Source organism: Pseudomonas bananamidigenes (assembly GCF_001679645.1).
Classification (GTDB): domain Bacteria; phylum Pseudomonadota; class Gammaproteobacteria; order Pseudomonadales; family Pseudomonadaceae; genus Aquipseudomonas; species Aquipseudomonas bananamidigenes.
The window spans coordinates 17383-35714 of record NZ_LRUN01000071.1; the positions used below are offsets into that span (position 1 = coordinate 17383).

Here is an 18332-nt window from a genome sequence, read left to right on the forward strand (position 1 = left end):
ATGATTGTCGTGGAAAAACTGACAAAGCAGTTCAAGGGTCAAGTCGTGCTCAACGGCATCGATCTTGAAGTGAAGGAAGGCGAGGTCGTGGCCATCATCGGTCCCAGCGGCTCGGGCAAGACCACGTTCCTGCGCTGCCTGAACTTCCTCGAACAACCCACCAGTGGCCGGATCAAGGTCGGCGATATCGAGATCGATACCAGCCGCCCGCTGAACCAGCAGCAGAATCTGGTGCGCACCCTGCGCCAGCATGTGGGCTTCGTGTTCCAGAACTTCAACCTGTTCCCCCACCGCACCGCCCTGGAGAACGTCATCGAAGGCCCGATCGTGGTCAAGAAGACGCCCCGTGACGCAGCCATTGCCCTGGGCAAGAAGTTGCTGGCCAAGGTCGGCCTGGCGGGCAAGGAAGACGCCTACCCACGGCGTTTGTCCGGCGGCCAGCAACAGCGCGTGGCGATTGCCCGGGCGCTGGCGATGGAGCCGGAAGTGATCCTGTTCGACGAGCCGACCTCGGCCCTTGACCCGGAACTGGTGGGCGAAGTACTGGCGACCATTCGCGGTCTGGCCGAAGAAAAACGCACCATGGTGATCGTCACCCACGAAATGGCATTTGCCCGTGACGTGGCCAACCGTGTGGTGTTTTTCGACAAGGGCGTGATTGTCGAGCAAGGTGAAGCCAAGGCGCTGTTTGCCAATCCTAAAGAAGAACGCACACGACAGTTTCTCAGCAAGTTTCGCAACAACGGCTGATAACTTCGCAAGTAGCAACACTCACTTCCATGGACGGAAGTAGTGCGCTGGCCCGGATACTTTTTCTCTTCCAAATAAAATCAATAACCCCCTCAGAACGCAGAACATATATATGTTCTGCAACAAGTTGCGCGCGCATGAAATTCGCCGAGGCCTGACTTTCCGCTTCGCAGGAGCACACCAGAGAAACACGCCAAAACCGCAGCAATCTGTGGTCTTCATCCCCGTATAGCATCAGCCAAAGGCTGTACCAATGTAGGAACCTTCTGATTAATCGGTAATTCATGGATTAACTAATCCACTCGCTTGACACCTCTTCCGGCGAACTCTTATCTAGTCACCAACCGGCGCCCGCCAGTTCAACACGACACTTTAAAACGTGAAAAAACTCCGAAGTTTCATTGCCGGTTAATTCACGCCATTCGTTCTTTCAGATACGGACTTCGCCGCAAGACTTCAAGGAGAGAAACCGATGACCTGCATTTCAAACATTCCGCTATTGCCTCCACCGACCCTGGGGCAGACCCACGGGGTCGGAATCAACCTCATGGCGGCCGCCAACCTGTCGGTCGCAATCGAACCCTATGACGATATGGACAGCGGCGACCTGATCGAGCTGTTCTGGGATGACTGTTATGTAGCCTCCCGCGTGCTGACTGCCGGTGATGTCGGAAACACCGTCAGTCTCAGGGTACCGGAGAGCTTCATCGTCAACGGTTCACCCTGCGTGCACTATCGGGTCATGCAGGTCGGGAGAAACCCGACATTGTCGTCCGGCGCCCGGTTCCAGGTGAAACTCGACTGCCCGGGCGGTCAATTCGCAACAGGCAGCGCAGAAGAAAACCAGTACCTGCTGCCGGTCAATCTTCCCGAAACCATTCGCCGGCGCGGGATCAACCCGAGCCAGGTCAAACGTGGCGTGCCGCTGACCATCGAGCCTTACCTGAACATGGCCGAGGGTGATGAAATCACTCTGCGCTGGGGTGACGTGCGGATGGACCTGCCTCCTGTGACGCACGCCGGTGTCGGCGTGGCAATCCAGGTCTGGGTGCCACCGGCAATCATTGTCGAAGCAGGTGAGGACCTGCGGCTTGACGTGACCTACTGCATCATCGACCGGGTCGGCAACAACTCGCGTTGGGCGCCTCCACGAACGCTGAGGATCGGCGGCGTGAATACTTGTCTTAAAGCGCCAGAAAGGCGCGCTCCCTTAACAGCGCAGCGGAAGATCAGGTGAGCTTTTGATCTTCTATGCATATTCCTAAAAGTTAGTTTATTTAAATTTTATACGCGCTTAGGGTATATGAACCGGACCACCGGACATTCTTTCGTTCGCCGCGCTTTTGCGGCGTTTTTCATGAGATGTGAGGTAGGTAGCATGGTCCGGAACCCAATCACCCCAGTGCAGATCGCCAGGGCATTGCGTGCAGCCAGGGAGTGGCACTGATGTCCAGTCTGGCAGACGCAAACGTCCAGAGTGACCTGGATATCGCCCCGTTGTTGTTGCCCGCGCAAGTGCTGCGAAACGACGCTCAAGCCATCGAGGCCGCTCACGAACTGGCGCAAGTCGCCCGCGTGCAGGCCGCCAGACGCGACCGTCAGCGTAAGCTGCCGTGGGCGGAAATCGAACAGTTCACCCGCAGCGGCCTCGGCAGCATCGCGGTTCCGCGCGAGTACGGCGGCCCGCAGGTTTCCTTCGTCACCCTGGCGGAAGTTTTCGCAATTATTTCCGCGGCCGATCCGGCGTTGGGCCAGATCCCGCAGAACCAGTTCGGCATCATCAACCTGATCCTCGGCAGTGCCACCGAAGAGCAGAAAAAACAGCTGTTGCAAAGCGTGCTCGAAGGCTGGCGCATCGGTAACGCCGGGCCTGAGCGTGGCACCAAAGACACTCTGGAGCTGAAAGCGCGCATCACCGCCGACGGCGATGACTACGTGATCAACGGCCAGAAGTTCTATTCCACCGGAGCCCTCTTCGCCCACTGGGTGGCGGTCAAGGCGCTGAATGATGACGGCAGGCAAGTACTGGCCTTCGTCCGGCGCGGCACGCCGGGATTGCGTATCGTCGATGACTGGTCCGGTTTCGGCCAGCGCACCACCGCCAGCGGCACTATTCTTTTGCACAACGTGCGGGTCGATGCCGGCCTCGTGGTAGACAACTGGAAAATCAACGAAAAGCCCAACACCCAGGGCGCCGTCTCGCAACTGATTCAAGCTGCGATCGACGCCGGCATCGCCCGCGGCGCCATCGATGACGCCATCGAATTCGTCAGGACCCGCGCCCGGCCGTGGATCGACGCCAAGGTCGAACGCGCCAGCGATGACCTCTACGTGATCGCCGACATCGGCAAACTGAAAATAGAACTGCACGCCGCCGAAGCGCTGCTGCGCAAGGCCGGGCAAGTGCTGGATCAGGTGCATGCCGCACCACTCACCGCCGAGGCCGCCGCCCGCGCCTCGATTGCCGTGGCGGAAGCCAAGGTGCTGACCACCGAGATCTCGCTGCTGGCCAGCGAAAAACTCTTCGAACTGGCCGGCAGCCGCGCCACCCTGGCCGAATTCAACCTCGACCGTCACTGGCGCAACGCCCGAGTGCACACGCTGCACGACCCGGTGCGCTGGAAATACCACGCGGTCGGCGCTTACCGCCTGAACGGAAAACTTCCGGCCCGCCATTCCTGGATCTGACGACCAGAACACTTTTGACCAGATCTCTGGAGAAACACATGACTCTTTCCCATCCCGTCGCGGTCATCACCAGCGACGAGCAAGCCCTGATCGTCGCCAGCGACCTGGCCGAAGATTTCCAGCGCGACAGCAACCTGCGCGACCGCGAACGCCGCCTGCCGCTGCCGGAGCTCGACGTGTTTTCCCGCTCCGGCCTGTGGGGCATCAGTGTCCCCAGGGAGTATGGTGGCGCCGGCGTGTCCAACGTAACCCTGGCCAAGGTCATTGCCCTGATCGCCCGGGCCGATGGCTCGCTCGGGCAGATTCCGCAGAACCATTTCTATGCTCTGGAAGTGCTGCGGGTGAACGGCAGCCACGAGCAGAAACAACGCCTGTACGCCGAAGTCCTCGCCGGTCAGCGCTTCGGCAATGCCTTGGCGGAACTGGGCACCAAAACGGCCCACGATCGGGTTACCAGCCTGATACGCGACGACGGCGGCTATCGCATCAACGGCCGCAAGTTCTACGCCACCGGTGCGATCTACGCCCAGCGCATTCCAACGTCCGTGGTCGATGAAAACGGCGTGCAGCAACTGGCCTTCGTCCCCCGCGACAGCCAGGGGCTGACGGTGATCGACGACTGGAGCGGTTTCGGCCAGCGCACCACCGGCAGCGGTTCGGTGGTGTTCGAAGACGTGTACGTCGCCGCCGAAGATGTCATTCCCTTCCAGAGCGCTTTCGAACGCCCGACCACCGTCGGCCCGCTGGCGCAGATCCTTCACGCCGCCATCGACACCGGCATCGCACGCGCCGCCTACGAAGATGCACTGCACTTCGTGCGCAGCAAGACCCGTCCGTGGATCGATTCGGGCAACGACAAAGCCACCGAAGACCCGCTGACCCTCAAGAGCTTCGGCCACCTGAGCATCCGCCTGAGCGCCACCGAAGCCTTGCTCGAGCGCGCCGGTGAATACCTCGATGCGGCCCAGACCGAGACCAGCGCCGACACAGTAGCGGCGGCCTCGATTGCCGTCGCCGAAGCCCGGGCGATCAGCACCGAAATCTCTCTGGCCGCCGGCAGCACGCTGTTCGAACTGGCCGGCAGCCAGGCCACCTTGAGCGAGCACGGCCTCGATCGCCACTGGCGCAACGCCCGGGTACACACCCTGCACGACCCGGTGCGCTGGAAATATCACGCGGTGGGCAATTACTACCTCAACGATGAAAACCCTCCGCTGCGGGGGACCATCTGATGGCCGCCGGCAAAAAGAAAATCCTGCTCAATGCGTTCAACATGAACTGCATCGGCCACATCAACCACGGGTTGTGGACCCATCCACGCGACACCTCGACCCGGTACAAGACCGTCGAATACTGGACCGAATTGGCGCAACTGTTGGAGCGCGGGCTGTTCGATGGATTGTTCATCGCCGATATCGTCGGCGTGTACGACGTCTATCAGAACTCGGTGGATGTCACCCTGAAAGAGTCGATCCAGTTACCGGTCAACGATCCGCTGCTGCTGGTGTCGGCGATGGCTGCGGTGACCAAGAATCTCGGCTTCGGCCTGACCGCCAACCTCACCTATGAGCCGCCGTATCTGTTCGCCCGACGCATGTCGACCCTCGATCATCTGAGCCGCGGGCGGGTGGGCTGGAACATCGTCACCGGTTACCTGGACAGCGCCGCCAAGGCCATGGGCCTGAGCGAACAGGTCGAGCACGACCGACGTTACGATCAGGCTGACGAGTACCTCGAGGTTCTCTACAAACTCTGGGAAGGCAGCTGGGAAAACGATGCGGTGCTCAATGATCCGCAGCAGCGGATCTACGCGCAGCCGGACAAGGTGCACAAGGTCGAGCACAAGGGCGAGTTCTACCAGGTCGAGGGTTATCACCTGTGCGAGCCGTCGCCGCAGCGCACGCCGGTGCTGTTCCAGGCCGGCAGTTCGGAACGCGGTCTGCTGTTCGCCGGGCGTCATGCCGAATGCGTGTTCATCAGCGGCCAGAACAAGCCGTCGACCAGGGTGCAGGTGGACAAGGTCCGCGCCAGCGCCGTCGAAGCGGGTCGCAACCCTGACGACATCAAGGTGTTCATGGGCCTCAACGTGATCGTCGGCGAGACCGAGGAAGCGGCCTGGGCCAAACATGCCGAATACCTGAGCCATGCCAGTGCCGAAGCGGGCGTGGCGCATTTCTCGGCATCCACCGGGATCGATTTTTCCCGGTATGAAATCGACGAACCGATCCAGTACGTCAAGAGCAACGCCATCCAGTCCGCCACCAAAAACCTGCAGAACAACGACTGGACCCGGCGCAAATTGCTCGACCAGCATGCCCTCGGCGGACGCTACATCACGGTGGTCGGTTCACCGCAGCAAGTGGCGGATGAACTGGAATCGTGGATCGCCGAAACCGGCCTCGACGGCTTCAACCTGACCCGCATCGTCACCCCGGAAAGCTATGTGGATTTCATCGATCTGGTGATTCCGGAACTGCAGCGGCGCGGGTCGTACAAGACCGCCTACGACACCGGCAGCCTGCGGGAAAAACTGTTTCACGGCGAAGCGCATTTGCCGCAGCGACACACGGGCTTTTCATACCGCCGCTAGCAGCATCGCTGGCAAGCCAGCTCCCACAAGTTTCGTGAACACCACACAATTCATGCACTGACTGGATAAACCCTATGACCAAGAAACTTCTGTCCCACCCGGTCAAAGCACTGGCCCTGGCCTTCGGCCTGTTCAGCTCGGCGGTGTTCGCCGCCGACGCGCCGTTGAAAATCGGCACCACCGCCGCGTTCGCAATTCCGCTGGAAGCCGCTGTCGAAGAGGCCGGCAAGCAAGGCCTGAAAGTCGAGCTGGTGGAGTTCACCGACTGGATCGCACCGAACGTCAGCCTCGCCGCCGGCGACATCGACGTGAACTACTTCCAGCACATCCCGTTCCTGGAAAACGCCAAGGCTGCCTCCGGTTTCGACCTGGTGCCGTTTGCGCCGGGGATCATCAACAACGTCGGCCTGTACTCGAAGAAATACAAAAGCTTCGACGAACTGCCGCAAGGCGCCAGCGTCGCCATCGCCAACGACCCGATCAACAGCGGACGCGGCCTGCAACTGCTGGCCAAGGCCGGGCTGATCACCCTCAAACCGGGCGTCGGCTACAAGGCCACCGAAGACGACATCGTCGCCAACCCGAAGAAGATCAAGATCCTGCAAGTCGAAGCCGTGCAACTGGTGCGCGCCTACGATGACGCCGATCTGGTCCAGGGCTACCCGGCCTACATCCGTCTGGCGAAGACCTTCGATGCCGGCTCCGCGTTGCTGTTCGACGGCCTCGACCACAAGGAATACGTGATCCAGTTCGTGATCCAGCCCAAGACCAAGGACGACCCGCGCCTGATCAAGTTCGTCGATATCTACCAGCATTCGCCAGCCGTACGCGCCGCTCTGGATAAAGCCCACGGCAAGCTGTACCAGGCCGGTTGGGAAAGCTGAGGATGAGCGCGGCCATTCAACGGCGACTGGATCTTCCAGAGCCACCCGCGCTGGCCCAGCGCACCGAACTGCATCCCGAGCTCAACCGCGCCCATGTGCGTTTCGTCGGGCTCGGCAAAACCTACGACGGCAAACAAGGCCCGGTCGCCGCCCTGCAAGGCATCGATCTGGCGATCCAGCGCGGTGAAGTGTTCGGCATCATCGGTCGCAGCGGCGCCGGCAAGTCATCGCTGATCCGCACCATCAACCGCCTCGAACAACCGACCTCGGGCCGGGTGCTGATCGATCAGGTGGACATCGGCGAGTACGACGAGGATCGCCTCGTTGCCCTGCGTCGGCGGATCGGCATGATCTTCCAGCACTTCAACCTGATGTCGGCGAAAACGGTTTGGCAGAACGTCGAACTGCCGTTGAAGGTTGCCGGTGTTCCGAAGGAGCAACGGGAGAAGAAAGTTCGCGAACTGCTGGAGCTGGTGGGCCTGCAAGCCAAGCACAAGGCCTATCCGGCGCAACTGTCAGGCGGGCAGAAACAGCGTGTCGGCATCGCTCGCGCACTGGTACACGATCCGGACATTCTGTTGTGTGACGAAGCCACTTCGGCGCTGGATCCGGAAACCACCCAGTCGATCCTCGGCCTGCTGCGCGAGATCAACAAACGCCTGGGTCTGACCATCGTGTTGATCACTCACGAGATGGCCGTGATCCGCGAGATCTGCGACCGCGTCGTGGTGCTGGAACATGGCCGCATCGTCGAACAGGGCCCGGTCTGGGAAGTGTTCGGCAACCCGCAACACGAAGTCAGCCAGACCTTGCTCGCGCCGCTGCAACACGCCTTGCCCGAAGAATTGCAAAGCCGTCTGCAGGCCCGACCGCTGTCGTCCGAGGCCTCGGTGGTGCTGCGTTTGCAGTTCACCGGCAACCAACAGGACGAACCGGATCTGGCAGCGTTGTTCGCCGCCCTCGGAGGCCGGGTGAAGTTGCTGCAGGGCGGCGTGGAACGGATTCAAGGGCACGCGCTCGGGCAATTGTTGCTGGCGGTGGCTGGATCAACGTTGAACGCCGAGGAGTTGCGTCAACGCGCCGGCCAGTGGGCACAACGCACGGAGGTGCTGGGTTATGTGGTTTGATCGCTTGCTGCAAGGCTTCATCGATACGTTTCTGATGGTCGGCGTGTCGTCGTTGATCGCATTGCTGGCAGGAATTCCGATGGCGGTGATTCTGGTCACCAGTGACAAGGGCGGCATCTACGAAGCGCCTGTGCTGAATCGTGCGTTGGGTGCGTTCGTGAATCTGTTTCGCTCGATTCCGTTCCTGATTTTGATGGTGGCACTGATTCCGTTCACCCGGCTGATCGTCGGCACCACCTACGGCGTGTGGGCGGCGGTTGTGCCGCTGACCATCGCCGCCACGCCGTTCTTTGCGCGGATTGCCGAAGTAAGCCTGCGCGAAGTCGACCACGGCCTGATCGAAGCCGCGCAGGCCATGGGCTGCCGGCGCTGGCACATCGTCTGGCATGTGCTGTTGCCCGAGGCGCTGCCGGGGATTGTCGGCGGATTCACCATCACCCTGGTGACGATGATCAACTCGTCCGCCATGGCCGGAGCGATCGGCGCCGGCGGCCTGGGCGACATCGCCTATCGCTACGGCTATCAGCGCTTCGACAGCCAGATCATGCTGACCGTGATCGTGCTGCTGGTGGCGCTGGTGGCGGTGATTCAACTGGGCGGTGACCGTCTGGCGCGGGGGTTGAACAAGCGCTGAATTGCATGGCGTATAGTCGGCAACATCTTTTGCCAGCGCAGTCCGACCATGAAACAGACGCCTATCGATCTGGAACAGATCACCTCCACCACCCTCGGTCACTACAACTCCGTGGCCGAGGACTTTCGTGAAGGCACCCGCGATCATGATGTCAGCCAGAACATCGATGCCCTGCTGCGGAACATTCAGGCTGAAGCACCGTTTTCCATTCTCGATTTCGGTTGCGGGCCGGGGCGGGATCTGCAGACGTTCACCCGCATGGGGCACGTCGCAGTCGGCCTCGACGGCGCAGAAAGATTCGCGCAGATGGCGCGGGAGGACAGTGGCTGTGAGGTGTGGTGTCAGGACTTTCTGAAGCTGGACCTGCCACCGGAACGCTTCGACGGCATCTTCGCCAACGCGGTGCTGTTTCATGTGCCGCTGCAGGAGTTGCCCCGGGTTCTCAAGCAATTGCACGGGACACTGAAACCGGGCGGCGTATTGTTCAGCTCAAACCCGCGCGGGGACAACCGTGAAGGCTGGAACGGGCCGCGTTATGGCTCGTACCATGATCTGCAGGCATGGCGCGGATTGCTGACGGCGGCAGGGTTCGTGGAGCTGGAGCATTACTACCGACCGGCAGGGCTGCCGCGGGAGCAGCAGCCGTGGCTGGCGAGTGTCTGGCGCAAGATCTGAAACTCAGGGCCTCGCCTCAACCTGAAACCGGGTCGGCGCATTTCCGGGTGAACGCACCGTGAGGCTCCGCCCGGGCAGCGTCTGTCCCTGTACTTCACGCGCCTGAATATCAAAGTTGGCCAGCAATCGTGTGCCGTCTTCAAAGGATGTCTGCTGAACCAGCCGGTCCGCGCTCAACCATTCGAAACCGGTGAGCGCCTGGGTCGCCAGACGTTCATGCAGAGGCCGGAAAAACGCATCCTGACGGGCGATCTGCGGCAGTCGCTGCGCAAGCGTGTCGGCACTGAGGTGATACAGCGGTGCAACGTTGTAGAGCAACTGCGCGAGTTCGTTGTCCGCCCGTACATTGGTCAGTTTCAGACTATCGAACAACCAGTGGTGGGACGTGATCACCGAACCATGGAACACCGCCTGATACAACGGCAAACGACTGGCCGGATCAAAGTGAATACGCCGCAACGACTCTTTGATCGGCACAGGTTTGAAGAAAACCTCTGGCTGCTCCGGCGGATACCACTTGCCTGCAAAATACCTGGATTCGGGGTTCCTGGTCATTTCGACGTCCCCCCAACCGATCACCGGGGTCTGCATGCCATGGGCGAACAACACGCCTTGCGCGGTCGTTGCGTTGCCGTCCTCCGAACCGGCGGGCAGTTTCAGCACTTCGCTGATCCAGCGTGACGCGCCGATATTGCCTTCGGCATTCTGGGCCTGGGTCATCGTTGCCCCGGGACGATAGCTGTCGAACAGCATGCCGGTGGCATAGGCATCGAGAAACCAGCTGTTGAAACCGGCGGCCTCGCGAATGGCAGCGACCCGTTGCTCGAGCAGCGGTCGCACACAACGGGGATCGCTGTAATGTCCCGATTGCTGGAAGCCGCTTTTCAGCGTTCCGTCGCTCTTCACGATCGCGCATTCAGCATGTGCCTTGTCCCCCAGGTGTGCCGTGGTCCAGTCAGGGTTCTCGCTGCGGCTCAGCGCCGTCTCGTAGGAGTCGTACGGCGCGATCAGATAACCCGCCGCTACGCCGGCCTTGATCGTCTCGGGATGCCAGAGGCCGCCCTCCCAGCCTTCACCCAATCCCAACCACAGGCGGGACAAACCGGCATTCTGTAATTGCCTGATCGTATCCAGTGACAAGGTGCTGCCCCAACGCTCGGGGGCGGGCGTCAGCGCCTCACCGAAGTCGGCTGCCACTTGCGCCCGCACATCAGCGTAACCGTTCACCAGAGCCTGCATGTCCGGCACGGCACGGGCCTGCCAGGTCTTGCGCGCCTGCGTATTCAAGGCATGGTTGAGACTGCGCAGAAGCACTTTTTTCTGATAACCGTTCAATGCCGTGCCAGCGGCAAGGATCTGCAACGCCTCACGATCCAGTCCCGCTTTCAGCTCACTGGCCAGTGAGCCACCCCCACGCAAGGTGTCGAGCAGCACCGACCAACTGCGTACGTCCTTGGCTCCCAGCAGATCATTACCCCACAGGTACAGATGACTGGCGCCCGACAGCCGCTTCGCCTCAGGTGTTTTTTCGAATTTGCTGTTCAAGGTTTGATGGCGACCGTTATCGATCAGCCACTGCCGGTAGCGTTTGGCCCCGGCCAACGGGTCGGCCGCCCCGAGAAACAGGGTGAATGTCATTGGCGCCGACGGATCGAGGGAGGTGAAACGATGCCGGGCGGACAGTGCCAGAGCTTTGCCCTCGTCACTGAACAGCAGCCGATTGTTGAAGGGATTGGTCATCAGCCAGTGCAGGCTGAATCCGTCATGCTCGACACCCCAGAGCGGCAAACTCAGATCCTGAGTGGTATTGAATTCCCCCTGACTCAACAGAAAGGCCTGCCACACCGGATCGCCACGCGGCACGTAGTGCCCCTCGGCCAGAGGCCAGATCAGCGCCTTGCCCATCGCGCCGGCGGGTTGATGGAGAAATTCCAGTTCTGCCGGCTCACGCGCCGAGATCGAGAAGGACAGATCACGTTGATCGAGCGTGGCGCTGAGGGTCCAGGCCCCGTCATCCCATTGCCAGTCGATGCGGTTGTCGCGTCTGCTCAACTGACTGACTTTGTGCGGGGCAATCCCCGCCGATGCCTGCACCGTCTCGCCGCCGGCCGGGGTGACACGGACAGCCAGCGTTGCCGGATCGAGTTGCACGCGCCACAACGAGTTTTCCAATGGCGTGTCGGCCCATGACAGGGATGAAACGCACGATCCGGCAATCAGCAATAGCGCGCGCAGCCAGCAAAAAACGGTAAACATCAGACGTCCCTTCTCCCAAAGGATCAGGGACGTTAACTGAATACGCCGACACTGTAAGTCAGGCCCTTCGCAAATTTGTAACACGCCTGCTCACTGTGCCGGTGTCGAAGCATCCTTCTTCGGCTCGCGAATCTTGTACCAGGCCACATACAGCGCCGGCAGAAACAGCAGCGTCAGCAATGTCGCCACCACAATCCCGCCGATCATGGCGTAGGCCATCGGCCCCCAGAACACTTCCCGGGCGATCGGGATCATGCCCATGCTCGCCGCCGCAGCGGTCAGCAGGATCGGCCGGCGCCGGTGTTCGGTCGCTTCCACCACCGCATCCCAGGGCGAGTAGCCCTTGTGTTCGAACTCTTCGATCTGCGTCACGAGGATCACCGAGTTGCGGATGATGATGCCGATCAGCGCCAGAATCCCCAGAATCGCCACGAAGCCCATCGGCGTGCCGGTCGGCACCAGCGCCAGCACTACGCCGATCAGCCCCAACGGCGCGACGCTGGCCACCAGGAACAGCTTCTGCACGCTGTGCAACTGGATCATCAGGAAGGTCGCCATCAGAAACAGCATCAGCGGTATGACCTTGGCGATTGGCCCCTGAGCCTTGCCGCTCTCCTCGACCGTACCGCCTGTAGCGACTTTGTAGCCTGCCGGCAGCTTCGACGCGAAAGCGTCGATGGTGGGCTTCAGGACTTTCACCAGGTCGGTCGGCTGGATCTCGTCGCGCACCGAGGCCTTGATGGTGATGGTCGGCAAACGGTCGCGACGCCATACCAGCGGCTGCTCCAGTTCATAACGCACCGTGGCGAAGGCCAGCAGCGGAATCGACGTGCCGTTGGGTGTGACGATCTGCAGGTTCTGCAGGGTTTCCGGTGTGCCCCGCTCGGAATCCACCGCCCGCCCGACCACATTGACCAGGTAGATATCGTCGTCGACCTGGGTCAGCGGCGAGCCGCTGACGATGCTGTTCATCAGGTTGGCCACATCCTCCGACGACAGGCCGAGCTGACGCGCCTTGTCCTGGGCAATGTCGATGCGCAGGACTTTGCCGGGCTCGTTCCAGTCGTAAATGATCTCGCCGATGTGCGGGCTCTTGTCCAGTTCGGTGGCCAGGTCGATGGCATGCTTGCGCACCTGATCGATGTCCTTGCCGCTGACCCGGTACTGGATCGGACGCCCCACCGGCGGACCCATTTCCAGGGCCTGCACGTAACTGCCGATGCCGACGAAGTCCTTGCGCAGGCGATCACGCAGACGCTGGCTCAAGGCCTCGCGGGCCTCGAAGTCCTTGCTCACGATCACCAGTTGCGCGTAGTACGGGTTCTGCAATTGCTGATCCAGCGGCAGGTAGAAACGGATCGCGCCCTGGCCGATGTAGGTGCTCCAGCGCACGATGTCCGGGTCGCCCTTGAGCGTGGCTTCCAGTTTGTCGACCGCCTTGCGGGTTTCATCGATCGAGGCGTTCTGCGGCAGGTTCAGGTCGACCAGAATCTCCGGGCGGTCGGAAGACGGGAAGAACTGGTTCTGCACGAAACGCATGCAGAACACCGCAAGCACGAAGCACAGCACGGTGATGCCGACGGCCCACCAGCGATTGCGCATGCACCACAGCAGGCCGCTGTTGAACGCCCGCCCGACGCGTCCGGGTTCAGCCTCGTGGGGCTTCACGTTGGTGCTGAGAATGTGCACGCCGATCACCGGCGCAAAGAACACCGCGACAATCCACGACACGATCATCGCCACCGCGATCACCGCAAACAGTGTGTAGGTGTACTCACCGGCGGAGCTGGCATTGAGCCCGATGGGCACGAAACCGGCCACGGTCACTAGTGTGCCGGTGAGCATCGGAAACGCCGTGGAGGTGTAGGCGAACGTCGCCGCCTGCTCCTTGGTCTCGCCCATTTCGAGCCGCGTGACCATCATTTCCACGGTGATCATCGCGTCGTCCACCAGCAGCCCGAGGGCAATGATCAGCGCACCTAGGGAAATCCGCTGCATGGTAATGCCGCTGTACTCCATGTACACGAACACCATCGCCAGCACCAACGGGATCGAGCACGCCACCACCAGACCGGCACGCACACCGAGGCTGATGAAGCTCACCACCAGCACGATGATCACCGCTTCGAACAGCGCGCTGGTGAAACCACCGACGGCCTCCTCAACCACTACCGCCTGATCGGAAACGGTGTGTACGCCGACGCCTACCGGCAGATCCGCAGTGAGTTGGTCGATACGCTCATGCAGCGCCTTGCCGAAGGCCTGGACGTTGCCGCCCTTTTGCATGGCGATCGCCAGGCCGATGGCCGGCTTGCCGTCGAAGCGGAACTCCGGAGTGGCCGGGTCGACGTAACCTCGGCTGATTTCGGCAATATCGGCCAGGCGATAGAAGCGGTCATTGAGCTTGAGATTGACTTCGGCCAGATCTTTTTCCGAGGCGAACTGCCCAGACGTTCTCACCGAAATCCTCTCGGGGCCGGCCTCGATCACACCCGCCGGGGTCACGGCGTTCTGCGATTGCAGGCTCTGCACCACTTGCCGCTGATCGATGCCCAGCGCCGCGAGTTTACGGGTGGAGAAGTTCAGGTAGATCACTTCATCCTGCTGGCCGACCATCTCGATCTTGCCAAGCCCCGGCACGTTGCGGATCTCGGCGCGCGCCTGTTCCACATAGTCGCGCAGCTGGCGCATGGTCAGGCCATCGGCGGTAAACGCATACACCGAGCCGAATACATCGCCGAACTCATCGTTGAATCCCGGCCCCTGAATGCCCTGGGGAAACTGGCCGCGAATGTCGTCGATCTTCTTGCGCACCTGGTACCAGATTTCCGGGATGTCCCTGGCGCTGGTGGTGTCGCGCAGGTACACGTAGACCGTCGATTCACCGGGACGTGTGTAGCTTTTCACGTAGTCGAGCGAGTCGAGTTCTTCGAGTTTTTTCTCGATGCGGTCGGTGACCTGCTTGAGGGTTTCCTCCTGGGTCGCGCCCGGCCATCTGGTCTGGATCACCATGGTCTTGATGGTGAACGACGGGTCTTCCTCGCGCCCGAGGTTGAAATACGAGAACACCCCCATCAGCAACGCGACGAACATCAGATACCAGACGAACGACTGATGCTTGAGGGCCCATTCGGAGAGATTGAAAGACCCTTTCATTGACTGTCCTCGTCGAGTTTCACGGCTTGTCCGGGTTTGAGGCTGTTGACGCCGGCGCTGACCACACGCTCGCCGGACTTGACCCCGCCGGCCAGCACCACGGTGCTGTCGGTGCGGCTGGTCACGCTGACGTCACGGGGCGCAACGGTTTTGCTTTGCGGATCGATCACCCAGATCCGCGTCTTGCCGTCGGCCTCCTGCAAGGCTGTCGCAGGCAGTTCGATGCGTGGCTTGATCGCCGAGCTGAGGGTCACGCTGATCGCCGTGCCGAGGCGCAAGCCCGGTGGCGTGCTGGCCAGGGTCAAGCGTGCGCGGCGGGTACGGGTGGCGCTTTGCGCCTGGGGCTCGATTTCGCGGATGACGGCGGTGGTATTGATGCTCGGATCGAGTTGCGCGGCCACCGAAAACACCACGTCTTGGGGAATCTGGTCGACCAGCGTATCGGGCAGGTCGATCACCGCTTCCTTGATGTCCGGTTGCGCCAGCGTCACCACCTGCTGGCCGGCCGTCACCACTTGCCCGGCCTCGGCATTCCACGCGGTGACCACGGCTTTGTGGTCGGAGCGCAGTTCGGTGTAACCGAGCTGATCCTTGCTCTGGTTCACCGCCGCCCGCGCCTGATCGAGGGACGCCTGAGTGGTCTTCAGATCGGTGGTGGCGATGTCCAGTTGCGCCTGGGCGCCGACCCCGCGATCAAACAGCGCCTGCTGACGCCGGGCGTTGGCCTGGGCGTTGATCAGCTGTGCTTCGACTCTCGCCAGATCGCCCTGGGCCGAACGCAACTGGTTCTGCTGGTCGGACGGATCGAGAGTGGCGAGCAACGTGCCCTTCTCCACCTCGGCGCCCACGTCGACGTTACGGCTGGCGATCCGGCCGCCAACACGAAACCCGGTATTGCTCTCGTAGCGCGCCTGAATGCTGCCGGCGAAACGGCCGAGATTTTCTTCGCTCAAGGCTTCGACCTTGATCGACAACACAGGCCGCACCGGCTCCGGTGGCGGCTCGCTTTTGGAACAGGCACCCAGCAGCAACCCGATGGACACCACCCACAAAGTCCTCATGGCTGTGCTCCCGGTTGCAGTTCCTTATAGGTGTTCTCGGCGATTTCGACTTTCATGCCCGGATGCAGCAATTGTCCGCCGGCAACAATCACTTTTTCGCCGCCCTTGAGCCCTTCGCTGATGATCACGTGCCCGGTCAGGTAACGGCCGACGGTGACGTTGTGCAGTTGCGCCTCACCCTTGTCATCCACCATCCACACTGCCGGTTCGCTGATGTTCTTGGTCAGCGCCGACCAGGGCAGCTCCACCGCTGATTTGCCGCTGCCCTTGGCTGTGGCGCTGACCACCGAGCCAAGCTGCATGCCTTGCGGCAGGCTGTCGAGGGTGACCTTGACCTGGACCGTGCCGGACTGCGCCGACACCGCCGGAGTGATTTCACGCACGGTGCCGGTGGTCTTGATGGAGGGATTGTCGAGCAGGCTGACGACAATCGAACGCTCCGCCGGGCGCTCGGCCAGAAGTGACTCGTACACGTTGAACACCGCGTCTCGATCGCCGTCCCGGGCCAGGCTGAAGATCGGTGCCGTGGCCTGCACCACCTGACCGACCTCGGCCTGACGCTGAGTGATGATGCCGGGCGCATCAGCGATCAGCGCGGTGTAACTCAATTGATCCTTGGCGTTGGCCAACTGCGCCTGAGCCGCGCTCAAGGCACTCTGGCTGCTGCGCAACGCCGCCTGTGCGGAATCGAATTCGCTCTGACTGGTGTACCCCTTGGGCAGCAGTTTCTGCTGGCGGACGAATGCCGCAGCGCTCTGTTTGACCCGCGCCTGTTCTGCCAGCACCTGCGCCTGGGCGGAATCGACGTTGGTCTGCAAATCCTTGGGATCGAGTTTGGCCAGCACCTGTTTGGCCGAGACACGGTCACCGACATCGACCATGCGCTGGATGATCTTGCCGCCGACCCGGAATGACAATTCGGTCTGCACCCGGGCCTGAACGTCACCGGTGAGGGTTACCGACGCCGCGAAGTCCGCGGGTTTGACCTCTTGCACAAAGACTCGCGGCAGATACTCCTGAGGCGCCTTTTTTTCGCCGCAAGCGGCGAGCAATGCAAACAGGCTCAGCAGGACCGCTGTTTTCAATCCGGGACTCGCCATGCAGACTCCTTCCTGTGTACGAACGTGCAAGTGACGATACGACTGTGAGCTTAGAACAGGGTTCAACCTTCGTCCGGGCGATATATGCATTTCTGTGCAGCAGGTATCCTGACGCGGATTTCGGCGCACCCAGGAAGGATTTTCATGCTCAAGACCCTCGCGGTGGCCAATTACCGCTCGATCAATAAACTGGTGATTCCGCTGGGTCGGTTGAACCTGATCACCGGCCCCAACGGCAGCGGCAAATCCAACCTTTACCGGGCGCTGCGACTGCTGGCGGAAACGGCTCAGGGCGGAGTGGTCAATGCGCTGGCTCGGGAAGGAGGGCTGGAATCGACCTTCTGGGCCGGGCCGGAAACCATCAGCCGGCGCATGCGCAACGGCGAAGTGCCGATCCAGTCCACCGTACGCAAAGGCGTGAAACGATTACGCCTGGGTTTTGCCGGGGAAGACTTCAGCTATTCGATTGCGCTGGGCTTGCCCGAACCGAGCCTTTCGTTCTTTTCCCTCGATCCGGAAATCAAAAAGGAGTGCCTCTGGGCCGGGCCGCTGTATCGCCCGGCCAGCCTGCTGGTGGATCGCGACGGTCCGATGATCCGCAGTCGCGACGGTCGCCGTTGGGACGTGCTGGCGCAGCACACGCCGAACTTCGACAGTCTGTTCGATCAGGTCGGCAGCCTGCGCAGTTCGCCGGAAGTGTTCCAGATGCGTGAGTTCATCCGCCGCTGGCGTTTCTACGATCACTTTCGCAGCGACGCCGACGCCCCGGTGCGCCAGCCACAACTGGGTACGCGCACGCCGGTGCTGCATCACGACGGCCGGGATCTGGCAGCGGCGTTGCGCACCATCATCGAGATCGGTGACCCCGAGGCATTGCAGGCGGCGATCAGCGACGCGTTTCCCGGCGCACGGCTGAACATTGCGCCGCTGGCGGGCGGACGCTTTGCCATCGAGTTCTTTCAGGAAGGCTTGTTGCGACCATTGTCGGCGGCAGAGTTGTCGGATGGCACGTTGCGCTATCTGCTGCTGGTCGCCGCCCTGCTGACGCCGCGTCCGCCTTCGCTGATGGTGCTGAACGAACCGGAAACCAGTCTGCATCCGGATCTGTTGCCGGCGCTGGCGCGGTTGATCATTCGCGCATCGCAGCAGTGTCAGGTGTGGGTGGTTTCACATGCACGGCGATTGATTTCGGCGTTGCAGGAAGATGAGGAATGCAATTGCATCGTGCTGGAAAAGACCCTCGGCCAGACGGGCGTCGTCGGGCAGAGGGTGCTGGATGAGCCGGCGTGGAACTGGCCTGATTAGCCTCACACTCTCGCTTCCGCACCGTATTTGATCGTTCCCACGCTCCGCGTGGGAATGCAGACCGTGACGCTCCGCGTCACTGGACGCGGAGCGTCCCCAGAGGCGT

The 18332-nt window shown here is 61.5% G+C and carries 14 protein-coding genes; 10 read left to right on the top strand and 4 right to left on the bottom strand.

The features are described 5' to 3' along the window. The 9 genes from tcyN to BBF94_RS22465 all read left to right on the top strand — a co-directional run bounded on the left by tcyN (nucleotide 1) and on the right by BBF94_RS22465 (nucleotide 9348). Nucleotides 1–750 carry an L-cystine ABC transporter ATP-binding protein TcyN gene (gene tcyN / locus BBF94_RS22425; protein WP_065261152.1) on the top strand — a complete coding sequence of 250 codons (750 nt, stop codon included), beginning with the start codon at nucleotides 1–3 and terminating at the stop codon, nucleotides 748–750. Between the two features lie 472 nt (nucleotides 751–1222). Then, on the top strand, nucleotides 1223–1987 hold the full coding sequence (locus tag BBF94_RS22430) for a hypothetical protein (RefSeq protein WP_065261153.1): 765 nt from the start codon (nucleotides 1223–1225) through the stop codon (nucleotides 1985–1987). 209 nt (nucleotides 1988–2196) lie between these two features. After that, nucleotides 2197–3438 (top strand): SfnB family sulfur acquisition oxidoreductase, encoded by a 1242-nt coding sequence (locus BBF94_RS22435; RefSeq protein WP_065261154.1) that lies wholly within the window; start codon nucleotides 2197–2199, stop codon nucleotides 3436–3438. Between the two features lie 38 nt (nucleotides 3439–3476). Continuing rightward, nucleotides 3477–4670, top strand: coding sequence for an SfnB family sulfur acquisition oxidoreductase (locus tag BBF94_RS22440; protein WP_065261155.1), 1194 nt, complete (start codon nucleotides 3477–3479; stop codon nucleotides 4668–4670). Further along, nucleotides 4670–6028 carry an LLM class flavin-dependent oxidoreductase gene (locus BBF94_RS22445; protein ID WP_065261156.1) on the top strand — a complete coding sequence of 453 codons (1359 nt, stop codon included), beginning with the start codon at nucleotides 4670–4672 and terminating at the stop codon, nucleotides 6026–6028. Before BBF94_RS22440 ends, BBF94_RS22445 begins: the two co-directional genes overlap by 1 nt. A 74-nt stretch (nucleotides 6029–6102) precedes the next feature. After that, entirely contained in the window at nucleotides 6103–6912 is an 810-nt protein-coding gene (locus tag BBF94_RS22450) for a MetQ/NlpA family ABC transporter substrate-binding protein (RefSeq protein WP_065261157.1), read from the top strand. A 2-nt stretch (nucleotides 6913–6914) separates the two neighbouring features. After that, entirely contained in the window at nucleotides 6915–8039 is a 1125-nt protein-coding gene (locus BBF94_RS22455; protein ID WP_065261158.1) for a methionine ABC transporter ATP-binding protein, read from the top strand. Then, on the top strand, nucleotides 8029–8673 hold the full coding sequence (locus tag BBF94_RS22460; RefSeq protein ID WP_065261159.1) for a methionine ABC transporter permease: 645 nt from the start codon (nucleotides 8029–8031) through the stop codon (nucleotides 8671–8673). Before BBF94_RS22455 ends, BBF94_RS22460 begins: the two co-directional genes overlap by 11 nt. A 48-nt stretch (nucleotides 8674–8721) precedes the next feature. Further along, nucleotides 8722–9348 carry a class I SAM-dependent methyltransferase gene (locus BBF94_RS22465; protein ID WP_065261160.1) on the top strand — a complete coding sequence of 209 codons (627 nt, stop codon included), beginning with the start codon at nucleotides 8722–8724 and terminating at the stop codon, nucleotides 9346–9348. 3 nt (nucleotides 9349–9351) lie between these two features. On the opposite strand, the gene BBF94_RS22470 is transcribed toward BBF94_RS22465, so the two are convergent. From BBF94_RS22470 to BBF94_RS22485, 4 genes are all read right to left on the bottom strand, one after another. Beyond that, complete coding sequence (locus BBF94_RS22470; RefSeq protein ID WP_065261161.1) at nucleotides 9352–11604, bottom strand: glycoside hydrolase; 2253 nt, start codon at nucleotides 11602–11604, stop codon at nucleotides 9352–9354. A 90-nt stretch (nucleotides 11605–11694) separates the two neighbouring features. Continuing rightward, nucleotides 11695–14760 (bottom strand): efflux RND transporter permease subunit, encoded by a 3066-nt coding sequence (locus BBF94_RS22475; protein WP_065261162.1) that lies wholly within the window; start codon nucleotides 14758–14760, stop codon nucleotides 11695–11697. Beyond that, entirely contained in the window at nucleotides 14757–15821 is a 1065-nt protein-coding gene (locus tag BBF94_RS22480; protein WP_065261163.1) for an efflux RND transporter periplasmic adaptor subunit, read from the bottom strand. Before BBF94_RS22480 ends, BBF94_RS22475 begins: the two co-directional genes overlap by 4 nt. After that, nucleotides 15818–16921, bottom strand: a complete 1104-nt coding sequence (locus tag BBF94_RS22485; RefSeq protein WP_065261164.1) for an efflux RND transporter periplasmic adaptor subunit — start codon at nucleotides 16919–16921, stop codon at nucleotides 15818–15820. Before BBF94_RS22485 ends, BBF94_RS22480 begins: the two co-directional genes overlap by 4 nt. Before the next feature lie 144 nt (nucleotides 16922–17065). On the opposite strand from BBF94_RS22485, the gene BBF94_RS22490 reads away from it, so the two are divergent. After that, the gene (locus BBF94_RS22490) at nucleotides 17066–18226 is read left to right on the top strand and encodes an AAA family ATPase (RefSeq protein WP_065261165.1); all 1161 of its coding nucleotides are present in this window, start codon (nucleotides 17066–17068) and stop codon (nucleotides 18224–18226) included. The last annotated feature ends 106 nt before the right edge of the window (nucleotides 18227–18332 follow it).

Bases quoted from the DNA above. Each gene is read 5' to 3' on its own strand.
- BBF94_RS22485 (WP_065261164.1), bottom strand. From the start codon at position 16,921: ATGGCGAGTCCCGGATTGAAAACAGCGGTCCTGCTGAGCCTGTTTGCA.
- BBF94_RS22470 (WP_065261161.1), bottom strand. From the start codon at position 11,604: ATGTTTACCGTTTTTTGCTGGCTGCGCGCGCTATTGCTGATTGCCGGA.
- BBF94_RS22465 (WP_065261160.1), top strand. From the start codon at position 8,722: ATGAAACAGACGCCTATCGATCTGGAACAGATCACCTCCACCACCCTC.
- BBF94_RS22460 (WP_065261159.1), top strand. From the start codon at position 8,029: ATGTGGTTTGATCGCTTGCTGCAAGGCTTCATCGATACGTTTCTGATG.
- BBF94_RS22430 (WP_065261153.1), top strand. From the start codon at position 1,223: ATGACCTGCATTTCAAACATTCCGCTATTGCCTCCACCGACCCTGGGG.
- BBF94_RS22445 (WP_065261156.1), top strand. From the start codon at position 4,670: ATGGCCGCCGGCAAAAAGAAAATCCTGCTCAATGCGTTCAACATGAAC.
- tcyN (WP_065261152.1), top strand. From the start codon at position 1: ATGATTGTCGTGGAAAAACTGACAAAGCAGTTCAAGGGTCAAGTCGTG.
- BBF94_RS22435 (WP_065261154.1), top strand. From the start codon at position 2,197: ATGTCCAGTCTGGCAGACGCAAACGTCCAGAGTGACCTGGATATCGCC.
- BBF94_RS22490 (WP_065261165.1), top strand. From the start codon at position 17,066: ATGCTCAAGACCCTCGCGGTGGCCAATTACCGCTCGATCAATAAACTG.
- BBF94_RS22455 (WP_065261158.1), top strand. From the start codon at position 6,915: ATGAGCGCGGCCATTCAACGGCGACTGGATCTTCCAGAGCCACCCGCG.
- BBF94_RS22475 (WP_065261162.1), bottom strand. From the start codon at position 14,760: ATGAAAGGGTCTTTCAATCTCTCCGAATGGGCCCTCAAGCATCAGTCG.
- BBF94_RS22440 (WP_065261155.1), top strand. From the start codon at position 3,477: ATGACTCTTTCCCATCCCGTCGCGGTCATCACCAGCGACGAGCAAGCC.
- BBF94_RS22450 (WP_065261157.1), top strand. From the start codon at position 6,103: ATGACCAAGAAACTTCTGTCCCACCCGGTCAAAGCACTGGCCCTGGCC.
- BBF94_RS22480 (WP_065261163.1), bottom strand. From the start codon at position 15,821: ATGAGGACTTTGTGGGTGGTGTCCATCGGGTTGCTGCTGGGTGCCTGT.